Origin of the sequence: Streptomyces sp. NBC_00335, from assembly GCF_036127095.1 — a bacterium.
In the GTDB taxonomy this organism is placed as follows: domain Bacteria; phylum Actinomycetota; class Actinomycetes; order Streptomycetales; family Streptomycetaceae; genus Streptomyces.
Map to the genome: position 1 here is coordinate 5,605,576 of NZ_CP108006.1, position 16,127 is coordinate 5,621,702.

Sequence of the window (16,127 nt, forward strand, 5' to 3'; positions counted from 1 at the left end):
GTGTCCGCAGGACAGTGGAGACATGGGCGCACACGCCGAGGTACGCGACGTGCGGGAAACCGCGCACGCCGCCCAGGTACGGGAGCTGACCGCCGCCGGGGCGCTGGAGGATCCGCGCTGGCGGGCGGCCTTCACCGCCGTGCCCCGGCACGTGTTCGTCCCGTACTACTACACCGGCCGCGGCGCCGGACACGAGCGGCTGTGGGCCGAGGACCCGGACCCCGAGCTGCGGGCCCGCTGGCTGCGCGGGGTCTACACCGACGCCCCGCTCGCCACCCGGCTGCGCGACGGCGAGCTGGTCTCCTCCAGCAGTCAGCCCTCGCTGATGGCGAAGATGCTGGATGCCCTGGACGTGCGCGACGGGGACAACGTGCTGGAGATCGGCGCGGGCACCGGCTACAACGCGGCCCTGCTGTGCCACCGGCTCGGCGACGGGCTGGTCACCACCGTGGACCTGGACGAGGAGATCACCGAGTCGGCCCGCGCGCACCTGGACCGGCTCGGCTACCACCCGGCCGTGGTCACCGGCGACGGGGCGCGCGGCTGCCCCGCCCGCGCCCCCTTCGACCGGATCCTGGTGACCTGCACGATCCCGCTGATCCCGCCCGCCTGGCTGGGCCAGTGCCGGCCCGGGGCCCGGATCCTGGCCCCGCTGTCGACCGGGCTGATCGCGCTCACGGTGCGGGACGCCGGGTTCGCCGAGGGCCGCTTCCTGCACACCTCCGCCTACTTCGTGCCGCTGCGCGGGGCCACGGCCGCGCCGCCGGGCACGTACGGGATGCCGCAGGGGATCCCGTACGAGCTGGTGGAGAACGAGCGCTTCCAGTTCATGCTCGTGCTGACCTCGGGCGCGCTGCACCCGAGGGAGGCGCTGGACCTGTGGCGGCGCGAGGACCGGCCGGCGCGCGAGCGCTTCGGGGTGACGGTCGGCGAGGCGGGGCAGTGGTCCTGGCTCGACGATCCCCAGGGGCCCTACGTGTGGCCCCTGGGGGAGGCCGGAGCGACATAGGTCGGCTATCGACATATGTCGGCTGCCGAGTTATGGTCGGGGTGTGAATGATCAAGCTCTCCGCGAGCCGACCCTGCTGATCCTCACGGCGATCGCCGATGCCCCGCGGCACGGTTACGCGATCGCTCAGGAGGTCGAGAAGATTTCGGAAGGCCGCACCAAGATGCGCACCGGAACGCTCTACGGGGCCCTGGAGCGGCTCCTGGAACAAGAACTCATCGCCGTCCACGAGGAAGAGGTGGTCGACGGACGCAGGCGGCGCAGCTACGCGCTCGCCCCCCGCGGGCGGGAGATCCTGGCCGCAGAGGCGGCCCGGCTCGCACGCACCGCCCAGGAGGCGACCCGGCGGCTGGGACTCGGCGGGGCGGGCGCCTCCTTCGGCACCTCCCTCCGGGTCTCCGTCGGCGGCGCCCTCGGCGGCTCCTTCGGCATCGGCGGCGCGGTGGTGGGCTCATGACCACGCTGCTGAGGCTGTATCCCGCCGCCTACCGGCGGGAGTTCGGCGACGAGATCGCCTACGCGTACCACGAGGCCACGCGGGGGGCGGGGGCGCCCGCCCGAGTGCGAGAAGGCGCCGACGTCGCCGGACACGCCCTGCGGATGCGGCTCGGCCTGGGCTCCACGGGACGGCCCGGCCGCCTCCTGGCGGCGCTGGCGCCGTTCGCCCTGGTCGCCATCGGGGCGTGCGCGGCCGGCTGGATGGGACTGATGCGCTACGCCCTCTTCGGCGGGGGACCGGTCGGCGCCGGCTTCGTGCTGCTGGCGGCGGGATACCTGGTCATGCTGTTCGGCGCATTCCTCGCACTGGCGGGCCGCTGGTCGGCGGGCAGTTGGACCGTGCTGGCCGGAGTGGTCGTGGAGCTCGTCGCCACCACGATCCGGATGGGCATCGGCGGCATCGGGATCCAGGCGCTCTCCAGCACCCCGATGCTCGTCCTGGGTCCGGTCCTGCCCCTGGCCCTGGTGGCGGTGGCGTGCCCGCCCGACCTGCGGCCGGCCCCGCGGATCCGCACCCGGGCCGGGGTGGCCGCGGTGCTGGCGTGGACGCTGGTCCTGGCGGGCGCCGTGCTGACGGTCCCGCTGGTGTACCCGTTGACCTGGCTGCGCTTCGTCGTCCCGGTGGCCGCCGGACTGCTGCTGGCCGGACGCCCGGCGTTCGCCCGGCTGCGCACCGCACCGGCCGTCCTGCTCGCGGGACTGCCGTTCCTGTACTTCGGCGCCACGCCCGGGTCGCTGCCCCCGCTCACCCTCGCCGGCCTGCTCATCCTGCTGCCGGTCACCGCCGTGGTGGTGAGCGTGCGGCGCCGGCGGGGCGCGCGGGACCCCTTGGTCGGCGGCTGAGCCTTCCCGGCCCGAAAACGAAGCCCTCCGGTGTCACCGGAGGGCTTCGTCGCGTTCAGGACCCGCGGCCGCGCCGGGTCAGCCGTGCGGGGTCAGCCGCGCCGGACTGTGATCGTGGTCCAGGCACCGACGTGGACCCGGTCCCCGTCGGCGAGCGGAACCGGCACGTACGGCTGGATCGAGTCCTCGCCGTCGTTGATCGTGGTGCCGTTGGTGGAGTTCTGGTCCACCACGGCCCAGCTGCCGTCGGGCTGCTGGACGAGCACCGCGTGCTGGTGCGAGACGCCCGGGTCCTCCGGCGGCACCGACAGGTCGATGTCGGGGGACTCGCCCGTCGAGGCACGGCGGCGGCCGATGGTGATCTGGCCGCCGACGAGCGGGAGGTGCTGCTCGGGGGAGTACGCGGGCAGGTCGAGCCCCGCCGCTTCGGGGCCGCTGCGCTGCATCATCGCCATGAAGTACGTGCGGTCCGGACCGATGGTCGCGGTCCAGGAGCCGCCGCCCTGGGGCTGGTAGGGCTGCTGGTACGACTGCTGGGGCTGGGGCGCCTGGTGCTGCTGGTGCTGCTGGTGGTGCGGGGGCGGCTGCGGCGGCTGGTACTGCCCGGTCTGCGAGGGCTGCTGCTGGTACGGCGGCGGAGCCTGCTGCGCCTGCGGCTGCTGCTGGTGAGCCTGCGGGGGCGGCGGCTGGTGCGGCTGCTGGTGCTGCGGCGGCTGCTGGTGCTGGGGCTGCTGGTGCTGCCCGGGCGGCGGCTGCTGCTGGTACGGGGGCTGCTGGAAGTCCTGGCGCGCCGGAGGCGGCAGCATCCAGTCGTCCTCGCGCTGCAGCGGCTCGGCCGGGCGGTTGACCCGCGAGGGCCGAGAGCCCTGGTAGTCGAAGTGGTCCTGGGAGTACGCCGGCGGGGCCGCGGGCGCGCCCCGGGAGGGGGGCGGCGGCGGGGGCAGGTCCGGGGAGAGCGGTGTGTACGAGGTCGCCGCGCGCGTCAGGAAGTTGTACCGGCACTCCTCGCAGAACGGGGCCATGGCCTCGCGCGGGGTCCGGCACTGCGGGCAGAGCTCGGCCTGTGCGGTCGGCTCGCCGGTGGGAGGGTAGCCGTAGCCGTAGGAGGGCGCCCCGGGGGTGCCCGTAGGGGCGGCCATGCGGTGGCCGCAGACCTCGCACCAGTCGTCGGAGGCGGACTGGTGCCCGTTCGGGCAGGTCGGCATCGCGGCGCTTCCTCCTTCTTCCTGCGTCAACGAGGCAGGGTCTTCTTCTTCTGCTGCTTCTTCATCGCGTCTTCTTCGCGTCCGATCAGAGCGTCACGATCAGAGCGTCAAGCTTTACGTCAAGATTTTCGCACTCGAACGGTTTGAGTGGAACGCGTTTCTAGTGTCATCTCGTCCGCGTCGGCGACCTTTGCCTTCAGTCGCACAGTACCCGCCGCCGCATCGACGACATCCACCACCTTGGCGAGCAGCTTGGCGGTGTCGGCGTTGCCCGAGGAGCTCGCCAGCTGCACGGCCCGGCCGAGCTTGGCCGTGGCCCCGCCGACGTCTCCCAGTTTGCGGGCCTCCAGACCCTGCTGGATGGCCTGCGCGAGCTCCGCCTGCCCGGTGTAGTGGGCCACCTGCGGGTTGATGGCGGTGGACGCGGCGAGATCGTCCGTCCAGACGGCGCGGACCAGGCCTTGAGCCAGGACGGCCGGGTCCTCGCCGGGCGCCCCCGGCATGAGCAGGGCGGCGCGGGCGGCGAGCATCTCCTGGCCGACGGAGGCGCCCGGGACCCGTACGCACACGTGGTACTCGCGGGACTCGTCGCCCCAGGAACCCGTCGGATAGTCCCCGGCGCGCGGGGTCGCCTCCGTGCGGCGTCCGGTCAGGTCCTGCACGGCGGGAGCGACCTGCTTGACGTACAGGACCTCCGCGCCCACCGGGGTCCACAGGCGCAGTGAGACGTCCGCCACTTCCTTGCCCATGACCTTTTCCATCATGTGCGTGAAGTCCTCGGTCAGCCGGGCCGGATCGGCCACGATGTCGGCCGTGCCGAGCAGCGCGCTCGCGATGCCGGTGACCTCCTTGACCTCCCAGTCGGTTCCCACGCCGCGGGCGTCACAGGTGAAACGGCCCGCGCAGGCGTCGAGCGTGGCGCGCAGCACGGCCGGGTCCTCGTGCTCGTTGCGGCCGTCGGTGAGCAGGATCCCGTGCCGGATCGCCGCGGTGGACCCGCGCAGCAGGCCGTCGGCGAGGCGCAGCCAGGTGCCGATGGCGGTGCCGCCGCCGGAGGAGAGGCCGCGCAGGGCCTCCTTGGCCTGGGCGCGGGTGGTCGCGTCGGCGATGGCGAGGCGGCCCCGCCGCGGGAACACCTCCTTGGCGACGTGCGTCCCGGCGATCACGGCGAAGGCGGTGCCGTCGCGGAGGGTGTCGACGGCGGCCGCGGTCGCCTCGCGGGCGCCGCGCATCTTCTCGGGCGGGTACTCCATGGAGCCGGAACAGTCGACCATGATCACCACGGCGGCGCCGCCCGGGGCGACGCTTGTCCGGGTGGCCGTGGCCCCGCCGGTGGAGGTGACCGTGACGATGGCGTGGACGTCGCGGGCGCCCTCGGCGAGGAACTCGTTCTGGTACACCTCCACGCTGAAGCGCGGGGCGCTCGGCTTGGCGAAGTTCGCCATCGGTCGCTCCTCCTCGGGGACGGGTATCAGGCCTGGGCCTGCGGGGCGGCGGGGCCCGCGGCGCCCGCGGGCGGGGTCGGCGGGGTGGCCGCGAAGGGGACGACGGCCACGGTGACGTTGTCGTGCCCGCCGCCGTCGAGGGCGTGCCCCACCAAGACCTGCGCACTGTGCAGGGGCCGGACGGCGGCGTCGTGCGGAAGCACCTGGGCCATGTCGCGCGCGGACTCGGCGTAGTTCCACAGGCCGTCGGTGCAGACCACGACCACGCCGTCGTGATCGGGCTTGAAGGTGGCGGTGTGCGGTTCCAGGTCGTACGCGTCGGCCCCGAGCCAGCCGGTGATGGCGTGCGCGCGGACGTCCGCGTAGGCCTCGGCCTCGCCCATCAGGCCCGCCGCGACCATCTGGGCCGCCCAGGAGTCGTCCTCGGTGAGGCGCCGGGGCAGGGCGGCGCGGTCGTCGGGGACCCAGTAGGCGCGGCTGTCGCCGACCCAGCCGATGGTCAGCAGGCCACGGCTGACCACGGCGCCGACCAGGGTGCAGGCGGGGGCGTTCTGGGCGCCGGGCACCTCGGGGGCGAGGGCGTTCACCGCGGCGGCGGCGGCCAGGATCGCCTCGTGCATGGCCTCCTGGGGATGGGCGCCGCGGGGGAGGGCGTCGAGGAGGGCCTCGTTGGCGGCTCCGGCGGCGGCCGCGGAGGCCTCGTCGGGGCGGCTCGCGGAGGAGACGCCGTCGCAGACGATGGCCACGGTGGCGGCGGAGCCGTCGGGCAGCGCGGTGGCCGCCACGGCGAAGGAGTCCTCGTTGCGGTGGTGGCGCAGCCCGCGGTCGCTGACGGCGGCGACGCTCCCGAGCTCCTCTTCGAGGTGGTCCCGCTCGCGGGGCTGCGCGTGGCCGCAGTGCTCGCAGTACCCGTCGGTGTCCACCCGCCCGGCGCGGCAGGCCACACAGGTCTTCCCACCGGCCTCCCCCTGCGGGGCGGCGCCCTGGGGGGCTTCGCCCCCGGGGCCGTGGCCTTGTCCCGCGGGGCCGCTGCCGTACGGGGCTTCGCCCTCGGGGTTCCCGCCCTGGGGGGCGGGGCTGCCGTACGGGGCTTCGCCGGCGGGCGTGTCCCCCTGCGGGGCGGAACTGCCGTAGGGGGTGCCGCTCTCGGGGTTCCCGCCCTGCGGGGCTGAGCTGCCGTACGGGGCTTCGTGTCCCGGGCCGGGGCCCTGGGAGCCGCCGTACGGGGCTTCGCCGCCGGGGCGGTGCCCCTGCTGGGCGGGGTGGTCGTAGGGGGAGGCGTGCTCTCCCGGGCCCGGGGTGCCGTACGCGTCGTAGCCGTCGTAACCCGGTCCGCCCGCGGAACCCGGGCCTTGGGCGCCGGCCCCGTAGGGGGTGGTGTCCGCCGGGTGCCGGCCCTGAGGGGGTGCGGTGTACGGGCCCTCGGGGGCCGGAGGCGTGCCGTGGGGGTCGGACCAGCCGGAGGGGCCCGACACCAGGGTGGGGGCGGCGGTGGAGACGCTGCCCCAGCCGGGCGCGGCCTCGCCGGCGTACCCGGGGGCCGCCGGTTCGGCGTAGCCGCCGGAGTGCCGGGGTGCGGGGGCCTCGTCGGGCGACGGGCGCCCGCGCGTGGCGGGGATCCCGCCCGCCGGGGTGGCCTGGCCGGTCGCGCCCGCGTGAGCAGCTTCGGCGGCCGGGGCAGGGGCGGCCGGGGGCATGTGCGCCGCGCCCGCCGGGGCGAACGGCTCCGCCGGGCCGGCCGCGGCCGGGGTGCCCTGCTCAGCCGGATCCGCCGCGAACCGAGCGGGGGAGGGCGGAGCCGCCGGGGGCACGGCCGCGCCCGGACCGGCCGAGGGCGGGAAGCCCGCCGCGGCCGAGGGCGCGCCCGCCGGGGGCACGGATGCCGCGCCCAGCGGGGGCGTGGGTGGTGTCGCCCCTTGCGGGGCGCGGGGCTCCGAGGGGGCGGTGGTGGTGAGGGCGTAGCCGCAGAGGCCGCAGAAACGATCACCCTCCTCCAGCGGTTCCGCGCAGCTGGGGCAGCCCGACAGCCGATGCATCGACATCAATCACACCCACGTCCGGGGACGGAAACGGTTTGCCCGCTCCACCAGTTCGATCCTCTCCTCGCCCCGCTGCGCCAGCCGTGCCAGCACGCGGAACGAGCGCTCCAGGCCGAAGCGCAGCCCCCGCTCGTCCAGTTGGCAGCCGAGCAGCGAGGTAGGCCCGGGGTCGGAACCCCGGCTGCCCGACAGTACCCAGTCCAGCGCCGAGCCCAGAACTTCCGCCCTGAGCCGCTCGTGGCGCACCGAGTCCAGGCCGAACCGCCCCAGCCCCTCCACCTGCGCCGCTGCCGCCGTCAGATCGGGCAGCAGCGCCTCCTGCGGAGACCGGTCGCGCAGGCGTGCCCGTACGGCCGCCACCCGCGCGGCGGTGTGGTGGATCGACGCCTCCGGTACGGATTCCAGCGTGCGCACGGCTCCGGCCCGGTCCCCGGCGGCCAGTTGCACCCGGGCCAGCCCGAACGCCGCTCCGACGAACCCGGGGTCCGTGGCCCACACCAGCCGGTAGTACTCGGCGGCGTTGTCCAACTGCCCCAGCACCTCCGCGCAGAGGCCCAGCGCCAGCTTCGGTGCCGGTTCGCCCGGGAAGGCGTCGTAGATGGCGTCGAAGGACACGGCCGCCGTCTCGTCCTCCCCGACGGCCAGCGAGGAGATGCCCCGGGCCCACACCACGCGCCAGTCGTCGGGGTGCCGCGCTTCCAGCCGGGTCAGCGCTTCGGCGACGAGCGGCGCGTCGGCCCCGCCCAGTTCGAGCCGGGCCCGCAGCTCCCGCAGCCGCAGCTCCGCGGATTCGGCCGGCGCCGAGCCCAGCGCGGCCAGCAGGTCGGCCGGCGCGGAGGCCAGCAGGCCCGCCAGGAAACCGGCGTTGGGGTCCCCTGCGTCGACCAGCGGCACGGGCAGGGCCAGCGCGGCCTCACGGGCGTCGAGCGTGGACAGTTCCGGCCGCTGCGAGGCGGTGATCTCGACGGGCGGCAGCGGCGCGGCCGCCGGAGCCCGGCGCGGGGCCGGCACGGCGGGACCGGCGGCCCGGTGCGTCGCCGTGGTGACCAGACCGGTCGTGCCGTACCCGGTGATCGGCGAAGCCGACGGAGCCGGAGGGGCCGACGGGGCCGCGGCCCCGGCCTCCATCGCCGGAGCAGCCCCCGGAGCAGCCCCCGGAGCCGGGACGGCGGCCGTGACCCGGGCCGCAGCGGCGCCCCGGCCCGCCCGCCACCGCTTCACGGGCCGCTCGCCCAGCCGGGACACGTGCGCGCCCGACCTGTCGTCGATGAACAGCCGGTCGTCCGGGACCCGCAGCTCGGGCCCGAAGAGGGTGGAGACCTGGGGCCTGGGGCGGCCCGTCTGGAGCGCGACGACCTCTCGCAGCACCCCCGTCAGCTGGTCGGCCATCTCCTGCGCGGACGCGAACCGCCGTCCCGGATCCGGGTCGGTGGCCCGTACCAGCAGCCGGTAGAAGGACTCGTACCGCCCGAACACCTCGATGTGCTGCGGGTCCGGCAGCGAGTCCACGAACACGTTCGTGTAGCCCTGGAAGTCGAAGGTCAGCACGGCCAGCGTGCGCGCCACGGTGTAGAGGTCGGAGGCGACCGACGGGCCGAGCTCCGCGACCTCCGGCGCCTGGTAGCCGACGGTGCCGTAGATGGCCGACTCCTCGTCGTCCATCCGCCGGACCGCGCCCATGTCGATCAGCTTCAGCTGGTCGGCCTGCTGGATGGCGTTGTCGACCTTGAAGTCGCAGTACAGGAGGTTCCTGGAGTGCAGGTGACCGAGCGCCTCCAGCGCCTCGATGCCGTACGCGCACGCCTGCTCCACCGGCAGCGGGTCGCGGCGGCCGTCCGGCCGGCGCCTCTCGTTGGCGATCTCCTTGAGCGATTTGCCGCCCACGTACTCCATGACGATGTACCCGTCCAGCGAACCGGTCCGCTGGTCCAGGTGCTCCACGAAGTTGTAGATCCGCACGATGTTGGAGTGCTCGATCTCCGCGAGGAAGCGCCGCTCCGAGATCGCGGCCGCCATCGCGTCCTGGTCCCCGGTGTCCAGCAGGCCCTTGAGCACGACCCACCGGTCCGACACGGCCCGGTCCACCGCGAGGTAGACCCAGCCCAGCCCGCCGTGCGCCAGGCAGCCCGCGACCTCGTACTGCCCGTGGACGAGGTCGCCCGCGCGCAGCTTGGGCACGAAGGAGTACGGGTGCCCGCACTTGGTACAGAAACCTTCCGTCCGTCCCGGCCGCTCCCCTCGGGCCCGCCCCACGGGCGCCCCGCAGTCCGAGCGCGAGCAGAACCGCTTGCGCTCCGGGACCTCCGGATTCTCCAGCACCGCCGCCGAGGGGTCCGGACGAGGCACCTCCGGTACGTTCACCAGCCCGGCTCCCAGCCGGCTGCGGCCCGACCCCGAGGCGGCCGAACCCGAACTGCGCACCGACACCGACCGGGTGGACGCGGCACCGGAGAGCGCGCGGGAGAGCCGCCCGGACACGGAGCGCCGGGAGGAGGACGACCGCGACGACCGCGCCGAGCGGGAAGCCCGCGAGGAGGACGAGGAGGACGAGGACCGCCCGGACCCGTGCGAGCCCTGCGAGTCCCCGTGACGTGCCGCGCTCGTCATCGCCGTCGGCACCGACACCAGTTCCTCGGCGCCCGCCGCGACGGCGCCGGTCGGCGCCAGCCCGCAGGTGTCGCAGTAGACCTCGCCGCCGCCCATGTCCTCGTACGCCCCCGGGCAGCCGGGGCGCATGCACGCCGTTCCGATCAGACTCACGCGTCCCCCTCCCTCGGCCCGTCGGGCCACTCGCGCACCGGTCGGTGCCCCTGCTGGTCCTGCTGGTCCTGCTGCGGCGCCGGCAGCGCCTCGGCCGTCGCCCACTGGTAGCGCAGCACCGCCTGCTCGGCGGCCCGCAGATCGCAGGGCGCGCTCCACAGCATCCGCCGGGCGGTGTCGTACCGCTCCATCAGCAGCGGATCCTCCGCCATCCCGAGCCGGGCCACCTTGGCCTTGTAGGCGTCGAGCCGTCCGCGCAGCTCCGCCCGCACGGCCAGCGGAGCCGTCACCGCGGTCAACGATTCGCGGGCCCGCCGCAGTTCCTCCCCGGCCCGCTCCTCCAAGGACTCCAGCAGCGGCGACAGCCGGTGCCACTGGGCATTGCGCCGGTACTCGGCCGCCGCCGAGAGCTGCTCCTGCAGCGCCGTCGGCGGTCCGCTCACCGCGGGCACCTCGGACGCCGCGATCTTCGCCAGCACCTCACCGCGCGCCAGCCGGGCCTCCGCCAGGGTCCGGTCGGCCCGCGAGAGCAGGTCCCGCAGCCCGATCAGCCGCTGCTCTGCGTCCTGCCGGACGGCCAGCACCGCCTCGACCTCCCGGCGTACGTCCTCCAGCGCGAGCGCCGCCCGGTCGTAGCGCCCGGTGTCCGGACGGCCGCCGCCCGGCGCGGAGCTCCCGGCCACCGGGAACCAGAACGCCAGCGGGTCCTCGATCACCCGGGCCCGCAGGTCCGCCAGCTCGGCCGTGATGGCTTCCAGGTCGTCTCCCGAGGGGTGCTCTCCCGGCCGGACCCCCACCGAGTGGGCGAGGGCGCGGGTGCGGTGCAGTTCGGCGGAGAGCAGGTCGATCCGGGCGGGCAGCGCCGACCAGACGGAGTCCGCGGCGACCACCACGTCCAGGGAGCTCGCGTACAGCTCGTTCATGCGCGACACCAGCTCGGCGAGGGAGAACCGCTCCGCGAGCGGGGCCCCCTCCACCGCGGCGCCGGAGATCAGCACCCCGGGCCCGCGCAGCCGGTCCGTCAGCTCGACCAGGTCCTCGCGGCTCGGCCAGCGGCGCCGCTCGCGGATCTCCCGGGCGGCGCCGAGAGCGCCGCTGTAGGCGTCGAAGTACCGCCACAGCCGGGTGATGGCGGCGTCGGCCCCGGCCCACCGCTCCTTGGTGACCCCGGTCAGCCCGGCGCCCTCCAGGAGCCGCCGGCCGGAGTGGTCCTGGAGCGCGAGCAGCGAGGTCTCGACGGCCTCGTGCTCCGCGCCCAGCCGGGCCAGCGCACGGTCCACGCCGTCCCGGTCCATCACCGCCGGCTGCGCTCCCCAAGGCTGTGCCCCCGAAGGATGTGCCTCCACCGATCCTGCCTCCGGTCTCGTGACATCGGGCTCGGAATCCGCCACCGGCCTCAGTCCCGGTACTTGGGGGCGGGCGGGCCGCCCACACCGGGCAGCACGGGCTCCAGGTGGGCCTTGTACGCCGTCATCCAGGGGCTGTTGTCACCGCCCGCGCGGTAGTCCTCCAGCACCTTGTTGACCCGGCGCACCAGGTCGCCGGCGTCCTTGTTCATGGCCACCCCGTAGAACTCCTTGGTGAACGGGGAGCCGACCAGGCTGACCGAGGGGTCCTGCGCGGCCTGGCCGGCGGCGAGGGCGTTGTCGGTGATGATGCCGTCCACCTCGCCCAACTGCAGCCGGACCAGGCAGTCGAGCTGGTTGGGCACGCTGACCGGGACGGCGCCGTAGGACTGGGCGGTCAGTGCCGCCTCCGCCGTGGAGCCGGCCGCCGTGCAGATGCGGCGGCCCTTCAGCGAGGCGTCGTAGCCGGTGATCGTCGAGCCCTTGGGGGCCAGCACCTGCTGCCCGGCCTCGAAGTACGCCGTCGAGAAGGCGACCTCCTCCAGCCGCTTGCAATTGACGGTCATCGTGCGCACGACGATGTCGACGGTGCCGTCCTTGAGCGCGGGGATGCGCTGGCTGGTGGGGATGGCCCGGTAGATGACCTTGCCGTCCTCGCCGAATATGTCCTTCGCTATGGCCTTGACCAGCGCGATGTCGAAACCGTCGAGCTCCCCGGCCGGATTGCGGTAGCCCCATTTGAAGCTGTTCTGGTCCACGCCCGCGACGAGGTGGCCCGCGGCGCGGATCCGCTGGATGGCCGAGCCGTCCAGCCCGTTGGGGCGCAGGCTCGCCTCGGGGTTCTCGCAGGTGTCCCCGGGGGCCTGCGGAGCGACGGCCATCCTGGCCGGCTCGCGCACCAGCGAGGAGGGCCCCGGGCCGCCCGGGGCCGCATGGGCCAGGGGCAGCAGCACGGCCGCGGCCGTCGCCGCGCAGGCCACGGCCATCGCCCCGACCCCGCCCCAGCCGCGCAGCCGGCCCGTCAGCCGGCGCAGGCCGCGCGGCTCCTGGTTTTCCGGGGCGCCCTCCGCGGGGGCCGTGGCGGTCCCGGCCTCCTCGGAGCCCTCGCCCGTGCGCTTCATCCGTCCCGGCATCGCTCTCACCTGTACTCCGAAAGCCTGCGCCCGATGCCGAGCAGGGCGGCCACCGCGCCGACGACCGCGAGGGCCGCCGTGCCTGTCACCAAACCGTCGAGCGCCCCGAGACCGTCCCGCGCCGCCCGGGTGAACTCACGCTGCTCGTGGCCCACGGCCGCCTCCAGCGAGGCGTCCACCGTGTCGAAGGCGGTCCCCGTGGGCTCCTTGTGGTCCTTGTCCCCGATGACCTGCCCGACGGCGCCCTGGTAGTCGCCCTTCAAGTCGGTCTGCCGGGCCGCGGTGTGCAGTTCCTTCCACCGCTTCACGCCCTCCAGGGCGCGGGACACCGGGGTGCGGCCGGCCGGGTCGTCGGCCAGTTTCGCCGCCGTCGCCAGGCCCGCCTCCAGGTCCTTCATGTCGTTCGAGAAGTCCACGTCGTACTTGTCGGACTTCTTGTCCTCGGCCAGTACGGCGCCGCGCGAGACCAGGGTCAGGTTCTCGTTGGCCCGCGCCTGGAGCGAGGCGATCCGCGCGTCGTTGAGCACCTTGAGCGACTCCTGCCCGTCCGTGCGGGCCTCGCTCAGCCCCGACCGGGCGACCGTGTGCCCCGCGGCCAGCCACAGCAGCAGCACCAGCGAGGCGGTGGTCGCGGCGACGAGCCCGTGGTTGAAGACGCGGTTCGTACGCCGGTAGTTGCGACGCTGGGCCCAGACCAGGACGGCGAGCGCGAGCACACCCGCTCCGAGCGAGGTCAGGGGCAGCGCGCGGGCCTCGTCGTAGTCCGTGTAGAGACGGCCGGTCTCCGCCTCGTAGAGCCGCTGCGCGGCGGGCAGCAGCTGCGTGCTCATCTGCTCGTTCGCGTACCGGAGGTAGGCGCCGCCGAGCGGCAGGCCCTGCTTGTTGGTGGCCCGGGCCTGCTCGATCAGGCCGGTGTAGCGGGGGAGCTGCTCGCTGAGCAGGGTGATCTGCTTGCGGGAGTCCTCGCCGGCCGTGGTGCTGGCGGCCGCGTTCACCAGCAGCCGGGACGCGTTGGCTATGTCCTTCTCGTACCGGCTGCGGACCTCGCGGGGCTCTTCGCCGCCCGCGAGGAAGCCGCTGGAGGAGGCGGTGTCGGCGTCCGCGAGGGAGCGGTAGATGCTCGCCGCGTCGGCGCTCAGCGGCTGGCTGCGGCCCACGACGTCATCGGCCGCGGTGACCCGGCCGGAGATCTCCCAGACGGCCACCGCGCCGAACAGCAGGACCAGCGCGGCCAGGGCCGCGCCGACGATCCGCAGCCGGCCGGGCTCGGTGGTGGCGGCCGCGCGCAGCCGGTCCACACCCTCGGCCCAGGCGGTGCCCCGCCGGGGCAGCCCGTCGGGCGGCGGCGCCGGCGGCCCGGAGGGCGCCTGGACGCCGCCGGGCGCGGGCGCGCGTGATGTGATGGCCACCCTGACCTCCCCCTCGGTCCTTCGTGCTTCGCAGCAGTATGGCCTTAGTGGCGGTCCTCCACAGCACCCGGCCCGGGATCGGGCACGATCCGCCCCGATCCGTCCCCGGTACTGGTTACGCGCGGCGAGCCGCGATGGTTCCGGCTCGGGCAGGGTTCACCCGAAATGGGCACGCAGCTTCCCGTAGGCCTCGGGCCCCGCCCCGAGCGCGTCCAGGCCCAGCAGGCCGGCGCCCAGCACCGGCGGGGCCGTCACCACCGAGACCCGGGCGTACGGGGCCCGTTCGGCGAGCAGGGCCTCCACCCGGCCGTTCAGCTGCGGGTGCCGGGCGGCCAGGACGCTGCCGCCCAGCAGGACGGGTGCCTCCTCGGCCAGCAGCCCGAGCCGCTCCAGCGCCACCGAGGCCAGTGCGACGACCTCCTCGGCCTGCCGCTCGACGAGGGCCGCCGCGACCGGATCGCCGGCCGCGGCCACCGCGAACAGCACCGGCACCAGCTCGTGCATCCGTACGGACTCGACGATGCCCAGGTGCAGCGCCTCGATCAGCGAGTACACGGACTCCCGTGCGAAGTGCCCGGGCAGGGCCGCCGCGAGCTCGGTGGGACCGCCGCGCCCGTCCTCGGCGCGCGCCGCCCACCACATGGCTTCGGCGGCCAGCCCGCCGCCGCCGCCCCAGTCGCCGGAGATCTGCCCGAGCGCCGGGAACCGGGCCGTGCGCCCGTCGGGCAGCATGCCCACGCAGTTGATGCCCGCCCCGCAGACCACCGCGACCCCGCGCGGCCCCCCGGCGTCCTCGCCGAGGCCGGCCCGCAGGATCGCGAAGGTGTCGTTGCGGACCTCGGTGGCCGTGCCCCAGCCCCGCGCGCCGATGGCCTGCGCGAGCAGGGCCTCCTCCACCGGGAGGTCCGCGTTGGCCAGACAGGCCGAGACCTGCTCGGCGTACGGACCCGCGTACGGGGCTCCGGCCGCGGGTCCCGGCAGTCCGGCGGCCGCGGCGGCCTCGGCGACGGCCTGCCCGAGGACGTCCAGCGCCGCCTCGACACCGACGCGCGGGGGCTGGAAGCCGCCCGCCCGCCCGGTGCCGAGGACGCGGCCGTCCGCGGCGATCAGTGCCACGTCCGTCTTGCTGTTGCCCGCGTCGACGGCCAGGACGGCTGCCTGCGGGGGCCGGCTCACGCCCATGCCAGGTGCTGCTTGTTGTGCGCCAGGAGCCGGTCCGTCAGCCCCTCGGCGAGGTCGAACTGGCCCACCAGCGGGTGCGCCAGCAGCGCCTTGAAGACCCGCTCGCGGCCGCCCCGCAGCGCCGCGTCCAGCGCGAGGTCCTCGTACGCCGTGACGTGGGAGATGAGCCCCGCGTACAGGGGGTCCAGCCGGGGCACGGCCAGCGGCGAGGGCCCGGAGCGGTCCACCCGCGCCTGCACCTCGACGACCGCGTCGTCCGGGAGGAACGGCAGGGTGCCGTTGTTCAGCGTGTTGACCACCTGCACGGCGCTCCCGCCGTCGCCCAGCAGGGCCGCGGCCAGGTCCACGGCGGCCTCCGAGTAGAAGGCGCCGCCGCGCTTGGCGAGCAGTTCGGGCTTCTCGTCCAGCGCGGGATCCCCGTACAGGCCGAGCAGTTCCTTCTCCATCGCGGCGACCTCCGCGGCCCGCGAGGGCTTGGTGCCGAGCTCGCGGACCACCTCGTCGTGGGCGTAGAAGTAGCGCAGGTAGTACGACGGGACCACGCCGAGCCGGTCCAGCACGCTGCGGGGCAGGCGCAGGTCCGCGGCGATGGCGTCGCCGTGCCGGGCGATGAGCTGCGGCAGCAGGTTCTCGCCCTCCGGGCCGCCCTTGCGCACCCCCAGCTCCCAGGTGAGGTGGTTGAGGCCCACGTGGTCGAGGTGGATGTCGGCCGGAGTGAGGTCCAGCATCGCGGCGAACCTGCGCTGGAAGCCGATGGCCACGTTGCACAGCCCGACCGCCTTGTGCCCGGCCTGCAGCAGGGCGCGGGTGACGATCCCGACCGGGTTGGTGAAGTCGATGATCCACGCGTCCGGGTTGGAGCGCCGGACCCGCTCGGCGATGTCGAGGACCACCGGGACCGTGCGCAGCGCCTTGGCGAGGCCGCCGGCTCCGGTGGTCTCCTGGCCCACGCAGCCGCACTCCAGCGGCCAGGTCTCGTCCTGGAGCCGGGCCGCCTGCCCGCCGATGCGCAGCTGCAGCAGGACCGCGTCCGCGTCGGCCACGCCCGCGTCGAGGTCGGAGGTGGTGGTGATCAGGCCCGGGTGCCCCTGCTTGGCGAAGATCCGCCGGGCCAGGCCGCCGATCAGCTCCAGCCGGTCGGCGGCCGGGTCGATCAGCACCAGCTCGCTGATGGGCAGGGTGTCGCGCAGCCGGGCGAACCCGTCGATCAGCTCGGGGGTATAGGTGGAACCGCCGCCCACCACTGCGAGTTTCATGG

General features: G+C 75.0%; 12 protein-coding genes. 3 read left to right on the forward strand and 9 right to left on the reverse strand.

What is annotated here, in order from left to right; translation table 11 throughout:
* The first annotated feature begins 22 nt into the window (after positions 1-22).
* The 3 genes from OHA37_RS25255 to OHA37_RS25265 are packed head-to-tail and all read left to right on the forward strand — an operon-like array spanning position 23 to position 2,350.
* Positions 23-1,009, forward strand: coding sequence for a methyltransferase domain-containing protein (locus OHA37_RS25255; protein WP_266908783.1), 987 nt, complete (start codon positions 23-25; stop codon positions 1,007-1,009).
* Positions 1,010-1,052: 43 nt separating this feature from the next.
* Positions 1,053-1,466: a PadR family transcriptional regulator gene (locus tag OHA37_RS25260; RefSeq protein WP_266908785.1), complete on the forward strand. Its 414-nt coding sequence runs from the start codon at positions 1,053-1,055 to the stop codon at positions 1,464-1,466.
* Positions 1,463-2,350 carry a hypothetical protein gene (locus tag OHA37_RS25265; protein WP_266908787.1) on the forward strand — a complete coding sequence of 296 codons (888 nt, stop codon included), beginning with the start codon at positions 1,463-1,465 and terminating at the stop codon, positions 2,348-2,350. The genes OHA37_RS25260 and OHA37_RS25265 overlap by 4 nt, the downstream gene beginning before the upstream one ends.
* Positions 2,351-2,442: 92 nt before the next feature.
* Here OHA37_RS25265 and OHA37_RS25270 read toward each other — a convergent pair whose 3' ends face one another.
* From OHA37_RS25270 to OHA37_RS25310, 9 genes are all read right to left on the reverse strand, one after another.
* Positions 2,443-3,555, reverse strand: a complete 1,113-nt coding sequence (locus tag OHA37_RS25270; protein ID WP_266908789.1) for an FHA domain-containing protein — start codon at positions 3,553-3,555, stop codon at positions 2,443-2,445.
* A 119-nt stretch (positions 3,556-3,674) separates the two neighbouring features.
* Entirely contained in the window at positions 3,675-5,000 is a 1,326-nt protein-coding gene (locus OHA37_RS25275; RefSeq protein ID WP_266908791.1) for a vWA domain-containing protein, read from the reverse strand.
* Between the two features lie 26 nt (positions 5,001-5,026).
* A complete protein-coding gene (locus OHA37_RS25280; RefSeq protein ID WP_443046323.1) occupies positions 5,027-6,478 on the reverse strand; it encodes a protein phosphatase 2C domain-containing protein in 1,452 nt (483 codons plus the stop codon).
* Between the two features lie 567 nt (positions 6,479-7,045).
* Positions 7,046-9,790, reverse strand: a complete 2,745-nt coding sequence (locus OHA37_RS25285; RefSeq protein ID WP_443046324.1) for a tetratricopeptide repeat protein — start codon at positions 9,788-9,790, stop codon at positions 7,046-7,048.
* A 5-nt stretch (positions 9,791-9,795) separates the two neighbouring features.
* On the reverse strand, positions 9,796-11,094 hold the full coding sequence (locus OHA37_RS25290; protein WP_266913082.1) for a hypothetical protein: 1,299 nt from the start codon (positions 11,092-11,094) through the stop codon (positions 9,796-9,798).
* Between the two features lie 101 nt (positions 11,095-11,195).
* On the reverse strand, positions 11,196-12,131 hold the full coding sequence (locus OHA37_RS25295; RefSeq protein ID WP_266913084.1) for a glutamate ABC transporter substrate-binding protein: 936 nt from the start codon (positions 12,129-12,131) through the stop codon (positions 11,196-11,198).
* Positions 12,132-12,283: 152 nt separating this feature from the next.
* A complete protein-coding gene (locus OHA37_RS25300) occupies positions 12,284-13,687 on the reverse strand; it encodes a hypothetical protein (RefSeq protein ID WP_443046214.1) in 1,404 nt (467 codons plus the stop codon).
* 156 nt (positions 13,688-13,843) lie between these two features.
* Positions 13,844-14,869 carry an N-acetylglucosamine kinase gene (locus OHA37_RS25305; protein ID WP_266908793.1) on the reverse strand — a complete coding sequence of 342 codons (1,026 nt, stop codon included), beginning with the start codon at positions 14,867-14,869 and terminating at the stop codon, positions 13,844-13,846.
* A complete protein-coding gene (locus OHA37_RS25310) occupies positions 14,860-16,125 on the reverse strand; it encodes a 6-phospho-beta-glucosidase (RefSeq protein ID WP_266908795.1) in 1,266 nt (421 codons plus the stop codon). The genes OHA37_RS25305 and OHA37_RS25310 overlap by 10 nt, the downstream gene beginning before the upstream one ends.
* Positions 16,126-16,127: the final 2 nt, after the last annotated feature.

What these genes read in the sequence shown, in the direction of transcription:
- OHA37_RS25255 (WP_266908783.1), top strand. Translation starts at nt 23, where the DNA reads ATGGGCGCACACGCCGAGGTACGCGACGTGCGGGAAACCGCGCACGCC.
- OHA37_RS25295 (WP_266913084.1), bottom strand. Translation starts at nt 12,131, where the DNA reads ATGGCCGTGGCCTGCGCGGCGACGGCCGCGGCCGTGCTGCTGCCCCTG.
- OHA37_RS25290 (WP_266913082.1), bottom strand. Translation starts at nt 11,094, where the DNA reads ATGGACCGGGACGGCGTGGACCGTGCGCTGGCCCGGCTGGGCGCGGAG.
- OHA37_RS25265 (WP_266908787.1), top strand. Translation starts at nt 1,463, where the DNA reads ATGACCACGCTGCTGAGGCTGTATCCCGCCGCCTACCGGCGGGAGTTC.
- OHA37_RS25305 (WP_266908793.1), bottom strand. Translation starts at nt 14,869, where the DNA reads ATGGGCGTGAGCCGGCCCCCGCAGGCAGCCGTCCTGGCCGTCGACGCG.
- OHA37_RS25310 (WP_266908795.1), bottom strand. Translation starts at nt 16,125, where the DNA reads ATGAAACTCGCAGTGGTGGGCGGCGGTTCCACCTATACCCCCGAGCTG.
- OHA37_RS25270 (WP_266908789.1), bottom strand. Translation starts at nt 3,555, where the DNA reads ATGCCGACCTGCCCGAACGGGCACCAGTCCGCCTCCGACGACTGGTGC.
- OHA37_RS25275 (WP_266908791.1), bottom strand. Translation starts at nt 5,000, where the DNA reads ATGGCGAACTTCGCCAAGCCGAGCGCCCCGCGCTTCAGCGTGGAGGTG.